The sequence below is a fragment of the Campylobacter concisus genome, assembly GCF_015229965.1.
Taxonomy (GTDB): Bacteria; Campylobacterota; Campylobacteria; order Campylobacterales; family Campylobacteraceae; genus Campylobacter_A; species Campylobacter_A concisus_BD.
Map to the genome: position 1 here is coordinate 1 of NZ_JAAKZB010000029.1, position 20,806 is coordinate 20,806.

Annotated in this window: 19 protein-coding genes and 1 pseudogene; 6 read left to right on the top strand and 14 right to left on the bottom strand. The window is 38.9% G+C overall.

Features of this window, described 5'->3' with window-relative positions; translation table 11 throughout:
- From G6W43_RS09605 to G6W43_RS09650, 10 genes and pseudogenes are all read right to left on the bottom strand, one after another.
- Nucleotides 1–344 (bottom strand): annotated as a pseudogene (locus G6W43_RS09605) (NAD(P)/FAD-dependent oxidoreductase); the annotation flags it as partial.
- A gap of 90 nt (nucleotides 345–434) precedes the next feature.
- A complete protein-coding gene (locus G6W43_RS09610) occupies nucleotides 435–998 on the bottom strand; it encodes a MotE family protein (protein WP_009295375.1) in 564 nt (187 codons plus the stop codon).
- Nucleotides 998–1,420: a flagellar export protein FliJ gene (locus G6W43_RS09615; protein ID WP_194169688.1), complete on the bottom strand. Its 423-nt coding sequence runs from the start codon at nucleotides 1,418–1,420 to the stop codon at nucleotides 998–1,000. The genes G6W43_RS09610 and G6W43_RS09615 overlap by 1 nt, the downstream gene beginning before the upstream one ends.
- On the bottom strand, nucleotides 1,417–2,667 hold the full coding sequence (locus G6W43_RS09620; protein ID WP_194169689.1) for an adenylosuccinate synthase: 1,251 nt from the start codon (nucleotides 2,665–2,667) through the stop codon (nucleotides 1,417–1,419). The genes G6W43_RS09615 and G6W43_RS09620 overlap by 4 nt, the downstream gene beginning before the upstream one ends.
- A 2-nt stretch (nucleotides 2,668–2,669) precedes the next feature.
- Nucleotides 2,670–3,530, bottom strand: coding sequence for an ATP phosphoribosyltransferase regulatory subunit (locus G6W43_RS09625; RefSeq protein ID WP_103639080.1), 861 nt, complete (start codon nucleotides 3,528–3,530; stop codon nucleotides 2,670–2,672).
- A complete protein-coding gene (locus G6W43_RS09630; protein ID WP_242047665.1) occupies nucleotides 3,523–7,575 on the bottom strand; it encodes a diguanylate cyclase domain-containing protein in 4,053 nt (1,350 codons plus the stop codon). The genes G6W43_RS09625 and G6W43_RS09630 overlap by 8 nt, the downstream gene beginning before the upstream one ends.
- Before the next feature lie 120 nt (nucleotides 7,576–7,695).
- On the bottom strand, nucleotides 7,696–8,325 hold the full coding sequence (locus tag G6W43_RS09635) for an NAD(P)H-dependent oxidoreductase (protein WP_194169691.1): 630 nt from the start codon (nucleotides 8,323–8,325) through the stop codon (nucleotides 7,696–7,698).
- Between the two features lie 107 nt (nucleotides 8,326–8,432).
- Nucleotides 8,433–9,455 carry a selenide, water dikinase SelD gene (gene selD, locus G6W43_RS09640; RefSeq protein ID WP_194169692.1) on the bottom strand — a complete coding sequence of 341 codons (1,023 nt, stop codon included), beginning with the start codon at nucleotides 9,453–9,455 and terminating at the stop codon, nucleotides 8,433–8,435.
- Nucleotides 9,452–10,054 carry a sulfurtransferase-like selenium metabolism protein YedF gene (yedF, locus tag G6W43_RS09645; RefSeq protein ID WP_194169693.1) on the bottom strand — a complete coding sequence of 201 codons (603 nt, stop codon included), beginning with the start codon at nucleotides 10,052–10,054 and terminating at the stop codon, nucleotides 9,452–9,454. The genes selD and yedF overlap by 4 nt, the downstream gene beginning before the upstream one ends.
- Before the next feature lie 146 nt (nucleotides 10,055–10,200).
- Nucleotides 10,201–11,148 carry a formate dehydrogenase subunit gamma gene (locus G6W43_RS09650; RefSeq protein ID WP_194169694.1) on the bottom strand — a complete coding sequence of 316 codons (948 nt, stop codon included), beginning with the start codon at nucleotides 11,146–11,148 and terminating at the stop codon, nucleotides 10,201–10,203.
- Between the two features lie 232 nt (nucleotides 11,149–11,380).
- Between G6W43_RS09650 and G6W43_RS09655 the strand changes: the two genes are divergently transcribed.
- Entirely contained in the window at nucleotides 11,381–11,977 is a 597-nt protein-coding gene (locus tag G6W43_RS09655; RefSeq protein ID WP_194169695.1) for a DJ-1/PfpI family protein, read from the top strand.
- A gap of 348 nt (nucleotides 11,978–12,325) precedes the next feature.
- On the opposite strand, the gene nspC is transcribed toward G6W43_RS09655, so the two are convergent.
- Nucleotides 12,326–13,465 carry a carboxynorspermidine decarboxylase gene (gene nspC / locus G6W43_RS09660; RefSeq protein ID WP_194169696.1) on the bottom strand — a complete coding sequence of 380 codons (1,140 nt, stop codon included), beginning with the start codon at nucleotides 13,463–13,465 and terminating at the stop codon, nucleotides 12,326–12,328.
- Nucleotides 13,466–13,549: 84 nt separating this feature from the next.
- On the opposite strand from nspC, the gene G6W43_RS09665 reads away from it, so the two are divergent.
- Genes G6W43_RS09665 through G6W43_RS09675 form a run of 3 tightly spaced genes read left to right on the top strand, consistent with a single transcriptional unit; the run spans nucleotide 13,550 to nucleotide 14,685 of the window.
- Nucleotides 13,550–13,771: a MoaD/ThiS family protein gene (locus G6W43_RS09665; protein ID WP_002941462.1), complete on the top strand. Its 222-nt coding sequence runs from the start codon at nucleotides 13,550–13,552 to the stop codon at nucleotides 13,769–13,771.
- 1 nt (nucleotide 13,772) lies between these two features.
- Nucleotides 13,773–14,207: a molybdopterin synthase catalytic subunit gene (locus G6W43_RS09670; RefSeq protein WP_194169697.1), complete on the top strand. Its 435-nt coding sequence runs from the start codon at nucleotides 13,773–13,775 to the stop codon at nucleotides 14,205–14,207.
- A 10-nt stretch (nucleotides 14,208–14,217) separates the two neighbouring features.
- The gene (locus G6W43_RS09675; protein WP_194169698.1) at nucleotides 14,218–14,685 is read left to right on the top strand and encodes a molybdate transport repressor; all 468 of its coding nucleotides are present in this window, start codon (nucleotides 14,218–14,220) and stop codon (nucleotides 14,683–14,685) included.
- 7 nt (nucleotides 14,686–14,692) lie between these two features.
- Here the strand turns inward: G6W43_RS09675 and G6W43_RS09680 are convergent, their stop codons facing one another.
- Together G6W43_RS09680 and G6W43_RS09685 are read right to left on the bottom strand one after the other, a co-directional pair.
- Nucleotides 14,693–15,331, bottom strand: a complete 639-nt coding sequence (locus G6W43_RS09680; protein WP_103609245.1) for a Crp/Fnr family transcriptional regulator — start codon at nucleotides 15,329–15,331, stop codon at nucleotides 14,693–14,695.
- A gap of 148 nt (nucleotides 15,332–15,479) precedes the next feature.
- Complete coding sequence (locus tag G6W43_RS09685) at nucleotides 15,480–15,893, bottom strand: acyl-CoA thioesterase (RefSeq protein ID WP_009295346.1); 414 nt, start codon at nucleotides 15,891–15,893, stop codon at nucleotides 15,480–15,482.
- Between the two features lie 90 nt (nucleotides 15,894–15,983).
- On the opposite strand from G6W43_RS09685, the gene ciaB reads away from it, so the two are divergent.
- Nucleotides 15,984–17,828 carry an invasion protein CiaB gene (gene ciaB / locus G6W43_RS09690; protein WP_194169699.1) on the top strand — a complete coding sequence of 615 codons (1,845 nt, stop codon included), beginning with the start codon at nucleotides 15,984–15,986 and terminating at the stop codon, nucleotides 17,826–17,828.
- Entirely contained in the window at nucleotides 17,815–20,181 is a 2,367-nt protein-coding gene (locus tag G6W43_RS09695) for a bifunctional diguanylate cyclase/phosphodiesterase (protein ID WP_342672238.1), read from the top strand. The genes ciaB and G6W43_RS09695 overlap by 14 nt, the downstream gene beginning before the upstream one ends.
- 18 nt (nucleotides 20,182–20,199) lie before the next feature.
- Here the strand turns inward: G6W43_RS09695 and G6W43_RS09700 are convergent, their stop codons facing one another.
- Nucleotides 20,200–20,739, bottom strand: a complete 540-nt coding sequence (locus tag G6W43_RS09700; RefSeq protein ID WP_103617239.1) for a hypothetical protein — start codon at nucleotides 20,737–20,739, stop codon at nucleotides 20,200–20,202.
- Nucleotides 20,740–20,806: the final 67 nt, after the last annotated feature.

The following is a 20,806-nucleotide window of genomic DNA, read 5'->3' on the forward strand; positions in this document are numbered from 1 at the left end:
TTTACGCCACCTTTTGTAACTTCAGCCCTTTCAAATCCAAATGTCCCAGCTGGGGCAAATTCATAAGCAAAAAGCCTTTTTATGATACTCTTTTCATCATCACTAAATTCATAATAAGCTCTATCTTTTAAACCAAAATTTCTTAAAAACTCCAGCACAAATCTCTTTGGCAAAGGCAAAACTGAGCTAAGCTGCTTTTTACCATTTACTAAATTTTTCTCATTAAATTTAGGCAAAAAATTTATGCAAATTCGCCCCTTTTGCCAAAAGAGTGAAGCGTTTAGTATCGCTGGGCCGCTTATGCCTCTGTGTGTAAAAAGTAGATCGTCACTAAATTTATACAACAAGAGCAGGGGTGAAAATCAGAGACGGGTGAGCAAATAGGTTAAATTTATCAGTTAAATTTAGTTTTTTAGATTGGCAGTAAATTAAATTTACTGCATATTTATGCTTCCAGCTGGAGCAGGCATATCGCCCTTTTCATCTACAAATGGAGGGCCTTTTTGAAGTAGCGCAGTCACTTCAGAGGCAACCTTTGGATCCATCTTAGCCATGATGGTTGATATCTTTTTTGCATCAAGGGCGTAAAGTATGGTGGCTGCGTTTGATCTAGGCATTTGTGAGAGCACTTCTGCTGCTGCGCCATCTTTCATTTTGGCGTAGGATTCATTGACTTTATCAGTCGTCATCGTGCGAAGCTCTTTTAAAATTTTCTCATTTTTAGCGACAACTTCGTCGATCTCTTTGCGTTTTTGCTCGATCACTTTCATCGTCGCATTCAGGTCAGCCTCTTTTTTGGCGAGCTTTTTGTTGTTCTCTTCATAAGCAGCAGCCGAGCTTGCTCGAAATACCTCTAGGGCTTGGCGTTGCTCGTCGATGACCTCAAGCTCCTTTGAAATTTCCTCTTTTCTAGCTTCAAAGATCTGAGTGCAATCAACCGGTACTTCAAAGCAAAATGCAAAATTTATGACCATAAAAAAGAGTAAAACAGCTCTCATCACGCCTCGCTTTTGGCTGCAAATTTCATAACCGCAAACTCATCAAGAGCAAGCGCTTCAGCCTTTTGTATGCGTTTTATCTCTTTTTTAAATTCTTCTTTTTCTAGATATTTCATCTTTTCATACTCTAAATTTGCATTTTTATATTTGTGCTCGTAGTGCAAGACCTCTTTTCTTGCTATCTCTAAGCTCTCTTTGCAGGCACTTAGCTCGGCTCTTGCTATATTTATGAGCTCTAAATTTTCTCTTAGCTCGCCTATGTTGCCACTTTTTGGCAGGCTAAACTCATTAAGCTTGGCCCTTAAGAGTGCTATTTTTTCTTCAACATTTCTTACATTTAGCCTAGCAACGACGAGCTTAGCCTCTACCTTATCCATCTCCTGCTTTTTGACGCGGACGACGGAGGTAAATTTACTTTTCATCTAATGATCGTATCGCTTCTTTCAGGGCTTGTTGAGATATAGCCAACCTTCACGCCAGTTAGCTCCTCGATACGCTCGATATATGCTCTTGCGGTTGCTGGCAGGTCTTCGTATTTGCTGATGCCCTTTACGCTGTCCCAGCCTGCAAGCTCCTCATAAATAGGCGTTGCATTTTCAAGATCTGTTGGCACGTAGTCGATCGTCTCGCCGTTATATTGATATGCTTTGCAAATTTTTACCACTTCAAAGCCATCAAGCACGTCAAGCTTCATAAGCGCATAAGTATCGACGCCATCAAGCCTTGAAGCGTATTTTACGCTTACTGCGTCAAACCAGCCACAACGTCTGCGGCGGCCTGTTGTTGTGCCAAATTCTTTACCGATCTCGCACATCTTATCGCCGCTTGTACCTTTGTCTTCAGTTGGGAAAGGCCCGTGTCCTACGCGAGTTGTATATGCTTTGATGATACCTATTACCTTGCCTATCTCTTTTGGATTTAGTCCAAGGCCTGTGCAAGCGCCAGCGCTTATGGTATTTGAGCTAGTTACATAAGGATATGTGCCGTGATCGATGTCTAAAAGTGTGCCCTGAGCGCCTTCAAGTAGGACTTTTTTATCTTCATCAAGCGCTTTCCAAACTAAATTTGTAGTGTTTGCGATAAATGGAGCAAGCACCTCTTTATATCTTTTGAGCTCTTCAAGTAGCTCATTTTCTTCAGGTATCTTTACGCCAAGAGCGTCAAATACTGGTTTGTTTGTTTCAAAATCATGCATCAAAGCATCGCATAAGCGCTCTGGCTCAAGTAGCTCGCCAACTCTGTGGCCGCTTCTGCTTATCTTGTCTGCGTATGTTGGTCCGATACCTTTGCCAGTTGTTCCGATCGCTTTTTCGCCTTTTAAGCGCTCTTTTGCTTGATCGACTTGGCTGTGGTAACTTAAATTTAAGTGTGCTTTGTCGCTTATATAAAGTCTGCCCTCTAAGTTGTCAAATTGCGCCATCTCAGTGATGAGCACCTCTGGAGAGACAACGACGCCGTTGCCGATGATATTTATGATATTTTTGTGTAAAATTCCGCTTGGGACAAGGTGAAGTGCGTATCTTACGCCATCGACCCAGATCGTATGACCAGCGTTGTGGCCACCTTGAGAGCGACAAATCATGTCATAGTTTAGTCCTAGCATATCAACTATCTTGCCTTTGCCCTCATCACCCCATTGAACACCAACTACTAAATCAGCCTTTCTCATTCTTACTTCCTTAAATTAATTTTTTCTTCTATCAATGCATCTGTATAAACAGCGAACCCACTGCTTGAAATATCGTCTATTTCATAGTTTCCGCCACTTGCTAAGATGGCGTTGTCTTTTAAAAATCTAAAAAATAAACTATCATAATATCTCATTTTTGAGTAATATAGCGGAACTATTCTTAAATTTTTATATTCTAGTGATTTGGCTACGCTTTGTAAATTTTTTAGCGCCCCTTTTAGCTTGTCAGGGACTAAATTTACTATCTCATCAAGCTCGCTAGCGTCCTTTAAAAGGGCTAGTTTGCTAAGCCACGGCACGTTTTGGGCTAAAATTTTTTCTAGCCATGAGTTTTCAAAAATTTCTATCTCTAAGTTTAAAATTTCGCAAATTATCCTTGGGATTTGCATGTTGCTAAGCTGCAAACAAGCGCCGATCTCAAGCTCGCTAAAGAGCTTTGCTACGATATTTATACTCTTTAAAATGTCGTTTTCGCCGATAAGCTCAGCGCCTATTTGATAAATTTCTTGGCTTGGGTAGCGAAAGACTGGCTGTATGTAAAACCACCTCTTTGGCTCATTTGCCTTAAGCCTTCTAAGTACGATCCTAACGGTATCAACCGTGCTATCAGCCCTTAGGCTTATCTCGTGGTTTAGACTGTCGCTAAAGCGCAGAAGGTTTGTCGCATCCACGCTTAGATGTTGATGATACGAAAAAAACGGCGTTACGATCTCGCTAAAACCTTCATCTTCTAAAATTTCACTCGCTTTTTGCTCGATTTTTCTCTTTAGTTTTGCACTTTTTGCAAAGTAAAGTTTGCTTCCGTTTGGGATCTCGTGCTCATAAACATTTACATCACTCAACTCTTATCTCCTTACTAAAACCTAAATTTATATCGCACTCTTTGATGATGGACACGGCTAGATTATAGAGTTCGCCACTGTCGCTACTGCTTGCTAGTTTGCTTAAATTTATAGAAATTTCTTGATTAAATTTACCTATATTTTTTATCTCGTCTTCTATTTTTTGTTTTAGGCTTTGTGTTAGTTTGTCGTCTTGATTTAAATTTGCTATCACTTCGTTTGCAAGCTCTTTTAGCACGACTAAGCCTTTGAAAAGCTCGAAATTTTCGTTATTTTTATAGTCTTTTATGTGTAGATATGGTCTTTCGAATTTAAACAAAGCAGCATCTTTTGCCAAAAGCGCCAATGAGAAAATGTTACCTTGAAATTTATCAAAACCAAGACCAAGTAAAAACTCAAGCGTTCTTTTGTCATCTATATTTTTTATAGTCGCATTTAGTCCAAATTTATCAGCCACAAACCTTATCATATTTATGCTCTCAAGCGCCTCTTTTGAGCTAAAGATATGCTTGCAAAATTTATTGTCTATATTAAAGCGGTTTGTCTTTAGCATACCAAGAGCTTCGATCGAGCTTGAGTATGAGGCAAAATCATCAAGCGAGAAGTGTATGCCAAGCTCTTTATACTTTCTAACATAAATTTCTAAAACTTCTAAATTTGTAGCTGTTGCAGCGTCGATAACATCGATGATAAGCCCAGTTGGATCAAGGCTTTTATCCTCGTCAAATATCGCTTTAAATTTATGCCAAAATTCTTCTGTAAAGAGCTTTTTAACGCTTAAATTTACGCGAACCTTTGCGCTTATACCATTTTCTAGCCACATTTTTCTTGCTAAAAGCGCCTCTTTTATCGTAAATAAAGCGATATTACTCGATGCGCTACTTGTCTTTATAAGTGGTAAAAAGTCGCTTGGATAGATGATCTCGCCATCTTTTCTCCATCTAATCAGCGCTTCAAAACTTAAAGTCTCGCCAGTGCTAAAGCTGATCTCTGGTTGAAATTCTAAAAACATCTCACCAGCGTCAAGCGCTTTTAAAATTTTTGAGCCATCTTCGTATTGGCTCTTAAAATAGACATCTTTTTTCGCATCAAATGTATAGCTTCTGTTTTTGCCACTTATCTTGGCTTGATACATCGCCCAGTCGGCTCTTTGTAGCACATCATCAGCCCCAAGCTCACTATCAGCCAAGGCTATGCCTACGCTAGCGCTTGCTTTTAGTTTTAGCTCGTCTATCTTTACTTCATCTGAAGCTAGCCTTAGCATATTTTGCGCTATCTCATAGACTTCGCCTAAATTTTCGTAGTTTATGACGCCTACAAACTCATCTCCGCCTATCCTTGCAAAGATATTTTTGCCATTAAACATAGCGCCTATCTTTTCAGAGATAGCTACTAAAAATTTATCGCCTATTTGGTGGCCGAAGTTGTCGTTTATGCTCTTAAAATCATCCATATCAAGGTAGATGACGGCTATTTTTTGTTCATTTTTTTGTATGAGAGAATTTAACTTGTTGTAGAGTAAAAATCTATTTGGTAGCTTTGTAAGCGGATCGTGATATGCGATAAATTCTAGATATTTTTCATTTTGTGCTTCGTTATTTGCAAGCATTGCGAGCATGATGTAGCCAGTTTTTTTCTCGTTCGCGTCGATAAGCGGTAAAATTTCTATGACTTCAAGCTTGCTTTTGTTTTTATTATTTTCACTCCAAACCTTGCCACTCCACGAGCCACCTTGGTTTATGGTCTCTATGATCTGGTGTTTTATATCGCTTAAGCCTTGCTTTATAAAGGTGATATCTTTTAGATATACGCTATCTTTTGCGCCCGCACTTTCAAAAAATGCATCATTTGCATCAATTACTCTCATCTCTTCATCAAGCAAGACGACCTCTTCTTTGCTAAATGAGAAAATTTTTGCAAGCAGGTCTTGGCAGACAAAGAAGCTATCTTCTAGGCTAAGGTCTCTTAATGTGCCTTTTATCAAGCTTACTTCGCCAAATTCGTCGTATTCAAGCGCTTTTGCCCTTAGTCTAAAGTGTAAAATTTCTTTATCTATGCTGTAAAGCTTGATATCTTTGATGTATGTTTGAGCATCTCTTAAGCTCTCAAAAAAGCTATAAAAACTATCAAACTCATCGACAAAGACCGACTTTGCTTGCTCGAAATTTAGAGTGCTTTGCGTGCCAAGAATTTTACTTAGCTCGTCTGAGATGTTGAGCATATCACTTCTTTTATCCCAAGTAAAGACATTTGCCTCACTCGCCCAAAGCAGCGCCTTGCTCTCTTTGCTTTGTTTTTCAAATCTCTCTTGAAGCTTTAGCATATCACTAAGATCGGTAAATGAGTAGATGACCTTTTGCCCTTCTGCATCGATAAATTTAGCCTTTATCTTAAATGGAATTTTCTTGCCGTAAGCGTTTGTCATATTTGCTATGAAATTTAGCTCTTCATTTTTAAAGCTTGCTTGTAAAAAGGCTTTTTTACTTGCTAGCACAGCAGCTTTAAAGCTATCAAAGTCCTCGCTTGCGATGATATCTTCTAAATTTATGAGACCTTGGCTTTGGACATTAAAAATTCTCTCGACATTGTTTGTGCTTTGGATGATCAAAAATGGCTCTTGTGCCGAAGCGATAGCAATGACATTTGGCGATAAAAAGACGTAGCTTTTGATGATATCGTCATTTCTTTGCGTCATCTTTTCTTGAGTGATATCTTTTATGAGTATGAAATTTAGCCTTGTGCTTTCTAGCTCAAAGCTACTTTGTGTTGCTAAAACATCGATTATCTCGCCATTTTTACGTCTTAGCTTAGCTTCATACGATAGATCATTATTGATAGCGTTTTCTCTATCTTCTGCTAAATTTTTAGACTCATCTTCAAGTAGCTCTTTGATATTTAGATCTGCTACGTCGTCTTTTTTGTAGCCTAGATTTTCTAAAAGAGCGTTGCTAATGTCCGTGATGACGCCAGTATAAGCGTCATAGACCACGATCTTTAAAAAGCTCTTTTCAAATACATAGCCAAATCTACTCTCGTAGCTTTGTGCCGTCTCGTAAGCTTTATCTCTATCTTCGTAGAGTTTTTTGATGCTGTTATTTAGTGAGATAAATTCTTTTATGTCAAATTCTTCATCAGCCAGCCTACTTTTATCTGCCGCAAAAAGAGCGATCCTGGTAAATGGAGAGAGAATTTTATCTTTTATATATGAGTTATCACGTAGCCAAAGTATGCTAAATGCGACAAAACACAAGAACGAAAGCACGACTAGAACTAGCTGGATAAAGATCTGTGCTTGCCTGCTAGAGCCTGTTATGACAAATAGCTTTTGCTCCTCTAGGTAGCTGATCTTGTAAAAATTCATATCCTTTAGTATAAAAATGATCTTGTCAGTTTTAAACTCGCCACCTTGCGAGATGTATTTGTTAAAGTCCTCTTTTATAAATTTTCTATAAAACTCATCTCTTGAGAGGTTGCCGTCTTTATCGACCAAAAAGACGTATGCGGCAAGGTTTTTATTGTAACCTGTATCGACCTTGTTTTTTAAAAGATTTTGATTTAGCTGAACGAGAATTTTATTGCCATTTTTTAGCCCGTAAGCTATGTAGATATCTTTAAAGCGTCTATTTTTATAAAATCTATCAGAGAGCCTAAACTCGCCTGCTTTTATATCTGAAAACCATGAGATATCGTAGTCGTGTAGCTCAAAAGCGCCCTCAAATTTACGCTCATAAAGCAAGGAGTTGTCTTTTGCTATCACGTAAAAAGCGGCGTAGAATTTACTTACAACAGTATCTTCATAAAATGGCTCTACGCCGTTTGCTATGAGTCTTGCCTTTGTGGTGATATTGTCTTTTACCTCTACAAATGTACTCACGATATTGTTTCTAGTGATTAAATTTAGCGTTGAAATTTCATATTTTATATCGTTTATGCCAGCAAATATGACAAAAAGTGCAAGAAAGATGAAGGCAAAAAGAAGTAGTGCTATCTTTACATAGAACCTCTTAAAAATCTGCAAAACTGGTTTAGCGCTATTTTTTTGCATTAAATTTAAGCCTCGCTTTTTAAAACTAGCCATGATTTTAACGCAAATTTACTTTTTTTAGCTTATAAAATGCCTTTTTGTTTAAATTTAAAGAGATCACAGGGCTTTTTGCCCCGTGACTTAGTAGATCCAAGTAACTACTTCAGCTCTTTGTCTGCGTAGTTTTTCAGGTTGTGGATTTAGGCGGTAGCCAAATGGCACTACGATAGCCACTCTTTTTTCGCTCTCATCAAGACCTAAAATTTCATTTAAAGCGTGTCTGTCAAAGCCTTCTATCGGGCAGCTATCTATGTCAAGACTAGCGGCTGCGTTCATCATATTTGTTGCAGCTATCATGCACTGCTCGTGCGACCACTGAAATGTTAGCTCGTCGTCATTTTTGAAATTTGATAGCAAAAAGTCGTGATAAAATTTCTGCCTCGCAGCGATAGCTTCAGGGTCTTTATCAGCCCTTCTAGCGATCATTTTATCAACGTAGTTGCTGCCAAATTTTATCTCTTTGATCTTAGCTAAGATGACAACCAAATGCGAGCAAGAGGTGATTTGCACTTGGTTCCACGAAACAGCTTTTATCTTCTCTCTAAGCTCTTTGTTTTGCACGACCAAAAAGTCCCACTGCTCAAGCCCAGTTGAGCTTGGGCTTAGCCTGCCAGCCTCCAAGATAAAGTCAAATTCGCCAGCGCCTATCTTTTTGCTCTCATCAAAAATTTTGCAAGCGTGACGAAATTTTAAAATTTCAAGATAGTTCATCATATCTCCTTTGTTAAATTTCTTGACATTATAAAGCGACTAGGTAAATTAAAAGAAATTTAGCCAGACTTTAGCTGGCCTTAAAATAGGCTAAATTTAGCCTAGAGTTAGTTTAAAAATATATCAAACTCGCCTTTTTGTATCGCCTCTGCGATGATGGCTGAGTGCTCATAGCCAACCTCTCTTAGGCGCTTTAGAGCTAAATTTGCCTCATTTTCGCTAACGGCTAGCAAAAGTCCGCCAGAAGTTTGCGCGTCAAAAAGCACGATATCAGCCTCTTTGCTCACAAAATGCTTCGCAAATTCGCGGTTTTTGTAGCTTCCCTCTGGGATGATGCCCATATCGGCAAACTCTTTCGCACTTGCGATCACTGGCACATCTTTTTCAAAGACGTTAAAGCTGATCTTGTCGTTTAACATCTCGCTTAAATGCCCTAAAAATCCAAATCCAGTCACATCGGTAGCAGCATAAACTTTGATGCCACTTAGTGCTTTTAGAGCGTAGAAATTTAGCTGAGCCATGATGCCTGCGACCTCATTTATTTGCTCCATGCTTAGTAGATCAGCCTTGATCGCTGTGCTTAAGATACCGCTGCCAAGAGGCTTTGTAAGGATCAAAACATTGCCAACTTCTGCTGTGTTGTTTGCCCAGAAATTTTGTGGGCTCACCTTGCCAGTCGCGCTTAGCCCATAATACATCTGCTGCGTCTCTATCGTGTGTCCGCCAACGATGACACCGCCACACTCTCTTACTTTATCGGCTCCTCCTTGCAAAATTTCGCCTAAAATTTCAGGTGCAAGGTTGCAGCTATCAAAGCCCACGATGTTTAGAGCGTTTATCACCTCGCCGCCCATAGCAAAGACGTCGCTTAGGCTATTTGCAGCAGCGATCTGACCGTAGATAAATGGGTCATTGACTACTGGTGTGATAAAGTCAAGCGTCTGAACAAGTGCAAGATCGTCTGAGAGCTTAAAAACGCTCGCGTCTTCGTTTGAGCCGATGCTAGAGAGCAGGTTTGGATGAGATAAATTTAAACTACTAATCGTTTTGTGAAGACCCGACGGGTCAAGCTTAGCAGCTCAGCCAGCGGCTTTAACGAACTGCGTAAGCTTTTTGTCGTGATAGATCATAGTTTGATTTGCTCGTGAGTTGAGAGTATGTCGATGATCTCATAAGCGTTTGAAATTTCGCCAACTGCAAGATCGCTTACTAGTTTATAAGCCTCCAAGCAGCTTCCGCAGCTTAAAATTTGAACGCCAGCAGCTTCAAGATCTTTAAACGGTTTAAAGCTTGGATGTGAGCGGTTTGTCGTCATCTTAACGGCGTTATTTACGCAGATGATTATCTTTGGTTTTTTCTCTACTTGAAGAAGTGCGCCTAGGAATTTTGATAGTAAATTTATACCAACTTCGCCGCTACCTGCGCGCTCTTCGTTTAGATAGAGCACTTTTTCATTTTTTGGTGTTATGTCGCAGACAAATTCGTCAAAATTTGTAAGCTCAAGTGCGCTTTTGCCTTTGATGGCTAGAATTTTAGTCTCATTGCCGTTGCTTTCTAGGCTAAATTCTATATTTTGATTTTTCAAAAATCTTGAGATATTTTCTTTTGGAGCTAGGGCATTTACGATGATCTCTAGGCTCTCTCCCTCATTTAAACCCTCAAGTGCGTTTTTAGTCATGATGACTGGTTTTGGGCACTCTAAATTTCTACAATCAATTGTTCTTGTCATTGTTTTTCCTTTGTGATTAGTATTTCAAACCTTGAAACTGATTTTGGATTATAGCTAAAAAATATTAATTTTTTAAAAGGATTTGTGCTGTGAAATTTGCTATAAAAGTGAGTTTGACCCTGCGTAAGTCGCAAGGTCAAGGCTAGTTATTTTAAATTTGTGTAAGATTTTTCGTAGTCAGATACTGGGATCTTGTTTTTCTTAACAAGCTCTTGATACCAGTAGTGGTGAAGTACATAGACCTCTTCTTCTTCTTTGTATCCAGTGACCATTGACCAGATAGCGCCATGTATAGCGATCGCAGCCATATAGATATGAACTAAGAAAAACACTGCACAGACGATGCCAAGGCAGTTGTGGATAACGACGCTATATCTTAAAAGCTCGATCTGTGATATGCCAAGCCAAGTAGCGACTGCTGGCTCTTTGAAGTCTTGAAAATACATAATCGCACCTGTGATTATCATCACAATACCACCAGGGATAGCGATCCAATACCATGCTTTTTGACCAGCGTTAAATTTACCAGCTGGGACTGGTCTTTTCTTCTTTGATAGATAACCACCAACTATCATCATCCATCTGATGTCGTATACTGCTGGGAGCATTCTTTTTGTCCAGCTAAATAGCATCGGTAGCACAGAAATAGCAAAGATCACAGTTGCTATCTCGTGCAAGTATCTACAGAAACGCACAAATGTACCGCCACCTAGCTCTGCACCCCACATGATGATGATACCAGTTGGCACTAAGATGATCCAAGAGATCGCAGCTAAGCCGTGAGCTATACGTTCGATCAGTGAAAACGCAAATACTTTTTTACCATCGTGACTAAAGTGTTTTGGTCCGATGATCAAGAAGTGTAGCACGAACGCGCCGATAACAGCTAAAATGATAGAAAGTGCAGCTATCGCGAAGTAGTCGTTGCCTTGTATAAAAGTAAATATCGGGCCCCAGCTATGCTCATAAGGCTTGATATTTTCTATCCTCTGTGCTGCCCAAATGGTGCTGTCAAATTGATTGACGCCAGTTGGTCCTTCAATGGCCATTGCCGCAACGGACAATGTAAAAAGTAGAGTAAGAATTCTCGTCATTTTATTCCTTTATTTGCCAAAGCTTAAATGATTTAAGCTTTGGTTAAATATGCTAAAATCACACAGCTATGCCGTTTTGTGGCTATTATATCAGAGCTAATCACAAGCAAACCTTAGCAAAAAAGATTACTAAAATTTTTATAAAAAATATTTAAGTTTTGTTTATTTTTGATAATCTTTATTTTCAAATTTAGCTAAAATAAAGCCAAAATTTAGCTAAAAAGGCTGTGACATGGATCTTTTTTGCCTTATATTTGATGACTACGAGACGCTTGATCTTATGGGGCCGGTGGAGTTTTTAGCAAGGGTGCCTGAGATGAAGATAAGCTATGTTTCGTTTGATGGCGGGATGAAAAGAAGCAAGCAAGGCTTTCTTATAAAAACCAAAAAGCTTAGCAAGATGCCAAAAGAGAGCGTTTTGCTACTCCCTGGAGGTCAGGGCACAAGGGCGCTTGTAAATGATAGTGAGTTTATCTTAAAGCTTAAAGAGTGCGTTTTGGCATCTAAATTTTGCCTAAGTGTATGCACTGGCTCGGCGCTCATCGCTCGCACTGGAGAGCTTGACGGACTAAAGGCTACTTCAAATAAAAGATCGCTTGAGTGGGTAAAAAGTTGCGGCAAGGCTGTAAAATGGCAAGAGCGCGCTAGGTGGGTGAGGGCAGGTAAATTTTACACAGCTTCAGGCGTGGCTGCTGGCATGGATATGGCGCTTGGCTTTATCAGTGATCATTTTGGCAAAGAGCTAGCCCAAAAGATCGCAAACGAGACCGAATACAACTGGCAAAAAAGCTCAAAGATAGATAAATTTGCCAAAATTTATGGGTATTAAATTTAAGGTGGCTCTCAAGCTATTTGCAAATTTGCTAAATTTAACGGCTAAATTTATTAAAAACCAAAACAAAATATCTTTAATGGAAGTAAATTTACTGATATTAAATTTAAAGTAGCTCATAAAACTAGCTGCAAATTTGCCAAATTTAGCAAGTTTAAATTTTAAAAAATAGTTTCAAGATAAACTTTGTAGAAATTAAATTCAACCCATCTTTTCATACAAAAGCAAAGTCAGAAAAGTTTTAGAATTTAAATTTATGCAACTCAAAGCCATTTTGGCAAAATCTGCAAGCCAGATAAATTTGACCTAAATTTAAAAGCCAAATTTACCTTCAGAAAACTCAGCCTAGTTTCTGCGTCTATACTCTTCGTATCCAAATTCACGGATCATCTTTATCTCGCCATTTTCTTTTAAAAGCAGCAGATCAGGCAGTTTTATACCGTTAAATGTTGTATTTTTCACGATGGTATAGTGAATTTGATCTTCAAATATGACGCGGTCGCCAATTTGTAGCTCGCTATCAAATTTATACTCCGCGTTGCCCGCTTCAAGCCCCACTATATCGCCAGCTAGGCAGGTATTGCCGCCAAATCTATAAGCAAATTTGCCGTTTTCACTCTCGCCTCTAACGGCTGGGCGGTAAGGCATGAGCACGGTATCTGGCATGTGCGCCTCGGCTGAGGTATCAAGGATGGCGATATCTTTCTCGTTGTGCACGATGTCAAGCACGCTGCTTATCAAAAAGCCAGTCTGCCAGCCCACGGCTTCGCCTGGCTCCAGATAGACCTCTACGCCGTATTTTTCGCGAAAGCGCCTAATTATTTTTATAAGCAGCTCCACGTCGTAATCAGCCCTCGTGATGTGGTGGCCGCCGCCCATATTTATCCACTTCATCTTTGGGATAAACTCGCCAAATTTCTCCTCAAACGCCTCCAGCACGACCTGCAAGCTGCTCGCACTCTCCTCGCAAAGCGCGTGAAAATGAAGCCCCGTGATGCCATCAAGAAGCTCTGGCTTAAAATTTGCTCTCGTGATGCCAAGCCTGCTAAATTTACCGCATGGGTTGTAGCTATCAGTTGGCGCTAGCGAAACCTCTGGATTGACCCGCAGGCCGCAGATGACGCCATTTTGCAGGGCAATACTCTTAAATTTTTGCCACTGAGCAAAAGAGTTAAATGTGATGTGCTTTGAAATTTTTAAAATTTCATAAAAATCCTCATCTTTAAAGGCTGGGCTATACGTGTGGATCTCGCCTTTTATGTATTCGCTTGCAAATTTTGCCTCATGAAGCCCGCTGCAAGTCGCTCCGTCAAGATATGAGCCCACCATATCCATCACTCCGCTAAATGCAAAACCCTTAAGAGCCACTAAAATTTTAGCTCCACTTTGCTCTTTTACATACTTTAAAAGCTCCAAATTTTTACGTACTTTGGCCTCTTCGCAGACGTAGGCTGGGGTTTTTATGCTTTTTAAAATTTCGTTCATCTTCTATCTCTTTTGTAAATTTTCAAATAAGTATATCTAAATTTATTTTTAAGTAAAATCAGCAAAAATTTCAAAGGATAAAATGTGGTAGAGATCGAATTTCTTGGGCCTATAGGGCTTGAGAGTATAAAAGTAGAAGCAAAAAATTTAGGCGAGGTAAAAGCGGCTTTAAGCGAGAAAGAAGAGCTTAAAAAGTGGCTAAATATCTGCGCAGTGGCTGTAAATGACGAGATCGTAAGTGATATAAATTTCGCTCTTAAATCAGGCGATAAAATTTCTATATTACCACCAGTTTGTGGAGGCTAAGATGCAAATTTATAATGGTAGCTTGGACGTTCAAAGCATCACAAATGAGTGGTATGAGAAATTTAAAGATAAAAACTGCGGCGCGCTCATCACTTTTGTAGGCATAGTAAGAGAAGAGGGCGGTATTTCAGCGCTTAGCTTTGATATCTATGAGCCGATCCTTAAAAAATGGCTAGAGGCTTGGCAAGAGCGAGCCAAAAAAGAAAATGCCTACGTGCTCTTTGCTCACTCAAAAGGCGATGTGCCAGTGCATACGAGCTCTTATGTAGCAGGTGTAGTAAGCCCTCAAAGAAAGGTCGCGCTAAGGCTTATAAACGAGTTTGTCGAGGACTTTAAGGCAAATGCGCCGATCTGGAAATATGATGTGATAAATGGCGAGAGAATTTACGCCAAAGAGCGCAGCCAAGCGATAAATGGCGCTGGGCTTTTGGCATAAAAGGGCAAAAATGATAACCAAAGAGAGTAAAAAAGATGTTTTTTGGGCGCTAGCCTTTGGGCTTGGACTCTTTGTCTTTAGCGTCGCTAGCTACTTTTATCTTGATCTTGGCACGCCCTCTCTTTTTGGGCTCGTTGTGGGCGCCATTTCAACCTTTTTTTGCGTGAGAAAGATCTTGCAAAACAACTTTTTTGAGATAGATGATGATGGTTTTGTCATCACAAAAGGCTCAAAAAATATCAAATTTTTCTTCAAAGATATCGATGAGATCGCCATTAAGAGTTTTGGCGATAAGAAAAAAGTCGATGCGCTAAGTGTTAAATTTAGAAAAAATCGCCTCGATAGAGATGCGTGTTTTGGCCTAGTGCAAGCGCTTGGCGATGATATGATCGTCATTTTTGACAGATATGAGCTTTCGCAATTTACACTTTCAAAAGAGCTTCGAGATAGGCTGGCTAAATTTAAAGATAGGGCGTAAAAGCTTTTTAATTCGTGTAACTTTCAAGTTTTTCGTGGTCGATGATGAGAAATTCGTGCGGTGTGATCTTTCTGATGATGTCGTCTTTGATAAGCTCATTAAAGGCTGTTGAGGCGCTTTGGCGCTTGAGACCAACAAAGCTTGATAGCACTTTTAGAGAAAACGGCAAAAACACATATTGGTAGCCATTTTGTTTTAGATCTTGCTCATTTGCAAGCTCGATCAAGAAATTTGCGATCCTGCCCTTTGCGTCCTCAAAAAGTATCGACTTTGTGATTTGGCGCTGCACGATGATGGTGTTTAGAGTGGTTGTTAGGATCTCGCTTGCAGCTTTTGGATTATGTAAAATTTCACCTATTTTATCCAGTCTAATGACGTAAATTTGGGCATCTTCAAGCACTTCAAATGCGCAGTTGTCATCGAGTATGGCGATGTTATTTTTTTCTAAATGATAAAGGATAAATTCCTCGCCATCTTCAAAAAATGAGAGCTTTGCTGAGCCGCTTTTTAAAATGATGATCTCGATATCTTCGGTGTAGATCGTGCTTGTCTTTGGCAGCTCTTTAAACTCAAATTTCTCCAGCTCATCTTGTGTTAAGATATCTAAAATATGCGTTTGTAAAAGCCCTAAGCGTGATTTTTTCATCTTTCTCCCAAAAAAGTGTAAGGGCTGATTTTACTTTATAAAGCATTTAAATAAGTTGAAATTTATCTTTTTTGAAGTCAATTTTTTTCAAATTCTTTTAAAAATAGTGATAAATTTAAGGGTTTGGCTGCATAAATCGCAACCAAATTTAAAAGCCGTGAAGCTCTTTTATCTTCTCATCTATCGGTTTTTTGTGCCCGTCTTTTGTCACACTGACGTAGGTCGCAGTCGCACTTGTGACGTGTATAGTCTCTCTAAAACCGCCATCATTTAGTCTAAGTGCAGTCACTTCTATCTGCGTTGTTATCGATGTTTTGCCAACTGCGATGATCTTTGCGTAGCAGCTTAGTACGTCACCAACAAAGACTGGTTGCTTAAATATGATCTCTTTCATCGAAATTGTCACAACTCGCTCAGGCGAAATTTCTCTAGCAGCCTGAGCACCTGCAAGGTCGATCTGACTCATTATCCAGCCGCCAAAGATATTGCCAGCTGAGTTTGTATCTTTTGGTAGCATCACTTGCTTGATGCGTGGCTCGCCAAAATCCTTTAAAATGTCCATTTTTTGCCTTTTAGATTTTAAATTTTTGGTAAATTGTAGCAAATTTTAATGGCTTTATGCTAAAATCCTGCAACTTTAAGGGATGAAAAGATGAATGATTTTAAAAGACTAAATGAACTTACAAAAGAGCAAAAATCCAAGCTAAACGCTATTTATAAAAATTTAGATGACAAGATCATAGCTGATGCTGTGAAAATTTGCGGCCTTGCTGGCACGCCGAGCCAAAAACTAGCCCTTGCAAGAAGGATAGTTGATCTTAAAGTTGATCCACTTCAAAATGAGCTAAAAAAGCTAAATTTAGGCGAGGACGAGCAAAAACGCGTGCTAAATTTGATCTATGGCTACGTTAGAAATTTATATGAAAATTTACACGCCCAGCTTATAAAAAAAGCAAAAGATGAGCAAATTTTAGACCCGTTTTTTCAAGCCTTTGTAGAGGCTATGCACGAGCTTGGGCTTAGTCTAAATGCGTGGCAAATTTCATGGCAAGAAAAGATAATAGACACCACAAATAAGGAGTTTGAAGCTAAATTTAAAGATTTAGGCGAGGCAAATGAGTTTATCACTAAAAACGGCTTATTTCAGTGTGATAGTAACGGCGTTAGGGCTGATAGAACGTATGGCGCAGTTTGCAAAGAGGGCGAGAAATTTAGCTTTTTGCCTTACGCGCTTGCCTTTAAAGATGAGGTTAGAGAGCTTAAAAAAGTATTTGTAAAAAATCTTGAAATTTTAAGAAATTTAGCCCAAAATGACGAGCAAAAATCTTATGTAAAATACCTTGAAAAGCTGCAAAATGCCTTTTGCGAAGAGGATAACACTAAAGTGATAAACGCTTGGCAAGAGGCTGAGATAGCGTGGATGGATGTAAAAGGCGCACTTCAGCCAGGCCATCCGCTGGAGTACTACGAGGATGCCTACACGCACGCAGTCGCACTTGAGTGGGACATCAGGCTGGTTGATAGCGAGGGCATTGACGAGCTTAAATTTAAAGAAAAAGTGACAAAAACTTACAAAAGCGTTTGCGAAAAGATCAAATTTGATAACGCCGCGACAAACAGAGCAGTTAGCGAAAATATCGCTAGAACGCAGCTTTATATAAGCGTGCCGATGATTTATTATGGAGCCGAGCTAAACGGACTTTTTAGCGCTCAAGTCGTGCCAAATGACGAGAGTGTGAGCGCAAAATGCGGCAAGAAAATTTTTGCCTTTGTAAATCACGTCTATGAGGGTGCAAAGGCAAAGCCTTTTATGAAGCTTGGGGCTGAAATTTTTAGCAAGGAATTTTTGGATTTTGGTAGAGAGATTTTATTTTTAAAGCCAAAAATTTGGAAAAAAGTATATGAAATTTCAACGATCGGTCATGAGTTTGGGCACATCCTCTTTATCGGACTTGATACTGAGATGAGCATGAATAAAAGTGGCGTTTTTAAATTTATAGAAGAGTATAAGGCGACTACTGGTGGGCTAGTAAATTTCTTTTTGCACGAAGAGGCGGAGTATAAAATGGCCGTCTTTCATGAGCTAATAGCCCGTGCGGTTGGGCTTATTGCGTGGCGAAAGGTCGATGAAGTTAGGGCTTATTACTGCGAGGGGCTCATACATCTTAGCTTGCTTTTTAGGGCTGGAGTGCTTAAATTTGATGGCAAACTAAGCGTGGATATGAGCGAACAAGCCTACGCTAAATTTAAAGAAATTTGTTTGCAAAACTATTACGACCTAGCGCAAACATACGCTAAAAAAGCTGATGCGAGCACGTTTTTGGAGAAATTTTGCCAAAAAGATGAGCAGAGCTATCTGCCAAAAGATGAAGAGTGCAAGAAATTTGTTGAGCATTTCTACGCTAGGTACGAGGCTATCGGCAACGACGTCGATGATAGCGGCGAGTGGCAAAGGTGGCAAAAGCTAGCCCAGGAAGCGGAGAGTGGCCGTGCTTGATAGAGTGACAAATTTTCATAGAGGATCGTTTTTATTTATATTTGCCCTGATTATTGCTTATTTTTTTGCTATTTATCTGGGTGATCAGCTTTATCTGACGGCTATATCGGTCGGCACTGATGTAGTGATCGCCTTGTTTTTGTTCTTTTTGCTAAAAAGTAGTAGAAATTTAAACTCATACTGGACCTATATATTTTTAGCTATCGCGAGCTGGGCGCTGGCTGATATCCTTTTATTGCTTTATGATAGATCGCTTCTTATGCCAGGAAACATCTCCCGCACGGATCTTATGCAAATTTTATATTTGATCCCATTTTTTATGTTTCTTGTATCTGCTATTGCTTTTTTTGCAAGAATTTTAAAAAGAGTGATATGGCAGCAAGTCGTGGTAGATGCGCTTGCTTTGATGCTTATTACGGTTAGTTTTTTTTGGTTTGTAGTTTTTGATAGAAGTCTAGCAGTGGTGCTTAATAAAGAATTCGTGACTAGCCTTTCATACATCATAATGGATATTTTTATCTTTTGCTTTGTCTTTGTTGTCGCATTTTCACTAAATTTTGTATCAAAAAAACCAATTTTTAGCTATAAAAGAGTTAGCCTACTTTTATATCTATTAGCCTTGCTTATCATTTGCATTTGCGATGCATACTACTCGTCAAAGGCCTATTTGACGCATAGCGGTACAAATGTTCATTACGAGTTTTTCTTTAAAGTTGCATTTTTTATTATATTTGTAGCTTGCTTGCACCTAAAGGAAAACGAGGCAAATATCAAGATAAGAAGCTACAGAAAAGACTATACAAGGGCGCTTATATATAAATTTGTCACCTTGCTTTTCATCTCTCTACTTTTTTTGGGAGCTGCTAATACAGATAAAATTTACTCTGTATGGATAGTCTTTCTACTTATGGTTTTGCTAGCCTATGCAGCGCTAATCTATAGTATCTCAAGCACAGTTGCTATGAGGGATCTAGCTAGATCTGAAAGGCATATCATCGCTAAACTAGATGAAGAGATCAAAGATAGTCTAAGAGAGCTTGAAGAGAAAAACGAGCGCTTAAGGCAGCTTAGCGAATTTGACTCACTCACTGGGCTTTTAAATAGACAGTCATTTTTAAGCAAACTATCAGAGATGATAAAGACCAAAGCACTTGGTGAAAAGATAGATATTTATAGCATCGACATCAACCACTTTAAAGCTATAAACGATTCATACGGTCACTACGTGGGCGATGAGGTGCTTTTAAAACTTTCTAAAAATATCAAAGCTATCTTGCCAGAAGGTGCTATCATCTCAAGGTTTGGCGGTGATGACTTTATGATAGTTTTAAAGCAAAAAAATGAGGGGCATTATAGGGAATTTTTATACTACCTGCTAAACATCATAGCCGAGCAAATCTCAGTTGGCGACTATAAGATAGCTCTTGGAGCAAAGGTTGGCGTTAGCTCAACGCAAACAAGCGAAATTTTAGCTGATGATCTCATCATGCAAGCTGGAGCCGCACTTGACGCAGCCAAAAGAGATGTCAATACAAAATATGTCTTTTATGATGATATAAAAGAGATCATTCAGGAGAAAAACTACATAGAAATTTTGCTAAATTCTATGAATTTTGATGAGGAATTTAGCCTAAATTTCCAGCCGCAGTATCTACTAAATGGTAAAAAGATAATAGGCGCTGAGGCTCTTATAAGGTGGAACTCTCCGGTAAAAGGGTTTGTAAGTCCGGCTAAATTTATCCCAGTTGCTGAGCAAAGCTCTATCATAAATACAATAGGAATATGGGTGGCAAAAGAGGCCATAAGGCAGATGAGCTACTGGAACAAAAAGTATGGCATCAACCTAAAAGTTGGCATCAATATCTCGCCAAAACAGGTTGATAATGTAAATTTTGCATCGGATATCTTTGGCTATGTCGAAGAATTTGGCATGGATCCAAAGTGCGTTGATATCGAGCTTACAGAGGCAAGCCTCGTCAATGCCGAAGAGATCATGCAAACAGTCTTAAAGAAATTTTCAGATAAAGGCATGAGCATCTCGATCGATGACTTTGGCACTGGCTTTTCATCGATGAACTACATCAAAAAGTATCCACTAGATAGGCTAAAGATCGCAAAAGAGTTAGTTGATAACATCGCTATAAATGAGATCGATAGAGACGTTGTAAAAAGCGTTATAACTCTAGCTAAAAATATCGAGCTAAAGACGATCGCTGAGGGTGTTGAGGATGAAACTCAGCTTGAAATTTTAAGAGAGCTAGGCTGCGATGAGATACAAGGTTATTTCTGGGGTAAGCCGATGAACGCTAAAGACTTTGAAGAGCTCATAAGAAGCACGCTTGATCACATCTAAGCTTGCAAATTTACAAGCTTAGCTCATAACACTTTTGTAGTCTAAATTTTCAAAAAGTAGTAGCTCTTTTTTGCTCTCTTTTATAAGCGCTTTTACTAGCTCTGAGGTCTCTTTATTTTTTGGCAAGACAAGGTGGATTTTTTCATTTATAAAGATGACAAAGATATTTTTAAGCTCGTAAATTTCACTTACATCTTTTATGTCAAAAATTTCATTTTCTTTTGGCTCATTTTCGTAAAATGCCAAATTTTTCTCATCTACTTCAAAGATCATCTCCTTTTTAAAGTCTGAAATTTCTAAGCTTTTTAGCACCGATTTTCGTCTATTTTTTAAAAAAATTGGATAAAAAATGATCCAAAAAATAGCAAAAATGACGCCGATAATAGTAAAAATTTTGGTTTTTAAAAGCATATCAGCGACAAATCCAGCTATAATAGCCTCCGTAAAAATCATAAAAACATTTATAAAATACTGTTTTCTAGCCTTTTTTGAGAAAAATAGATTAAATGCTTGGTAGTCTATTAAATTTTCTCCAGATAAGACGATATTACATTTCATAATAAACCTTAAAAAAAATTTGCAAAATTATAACTAAAAATAAGGTTTTAAACAGAATAAACAATGG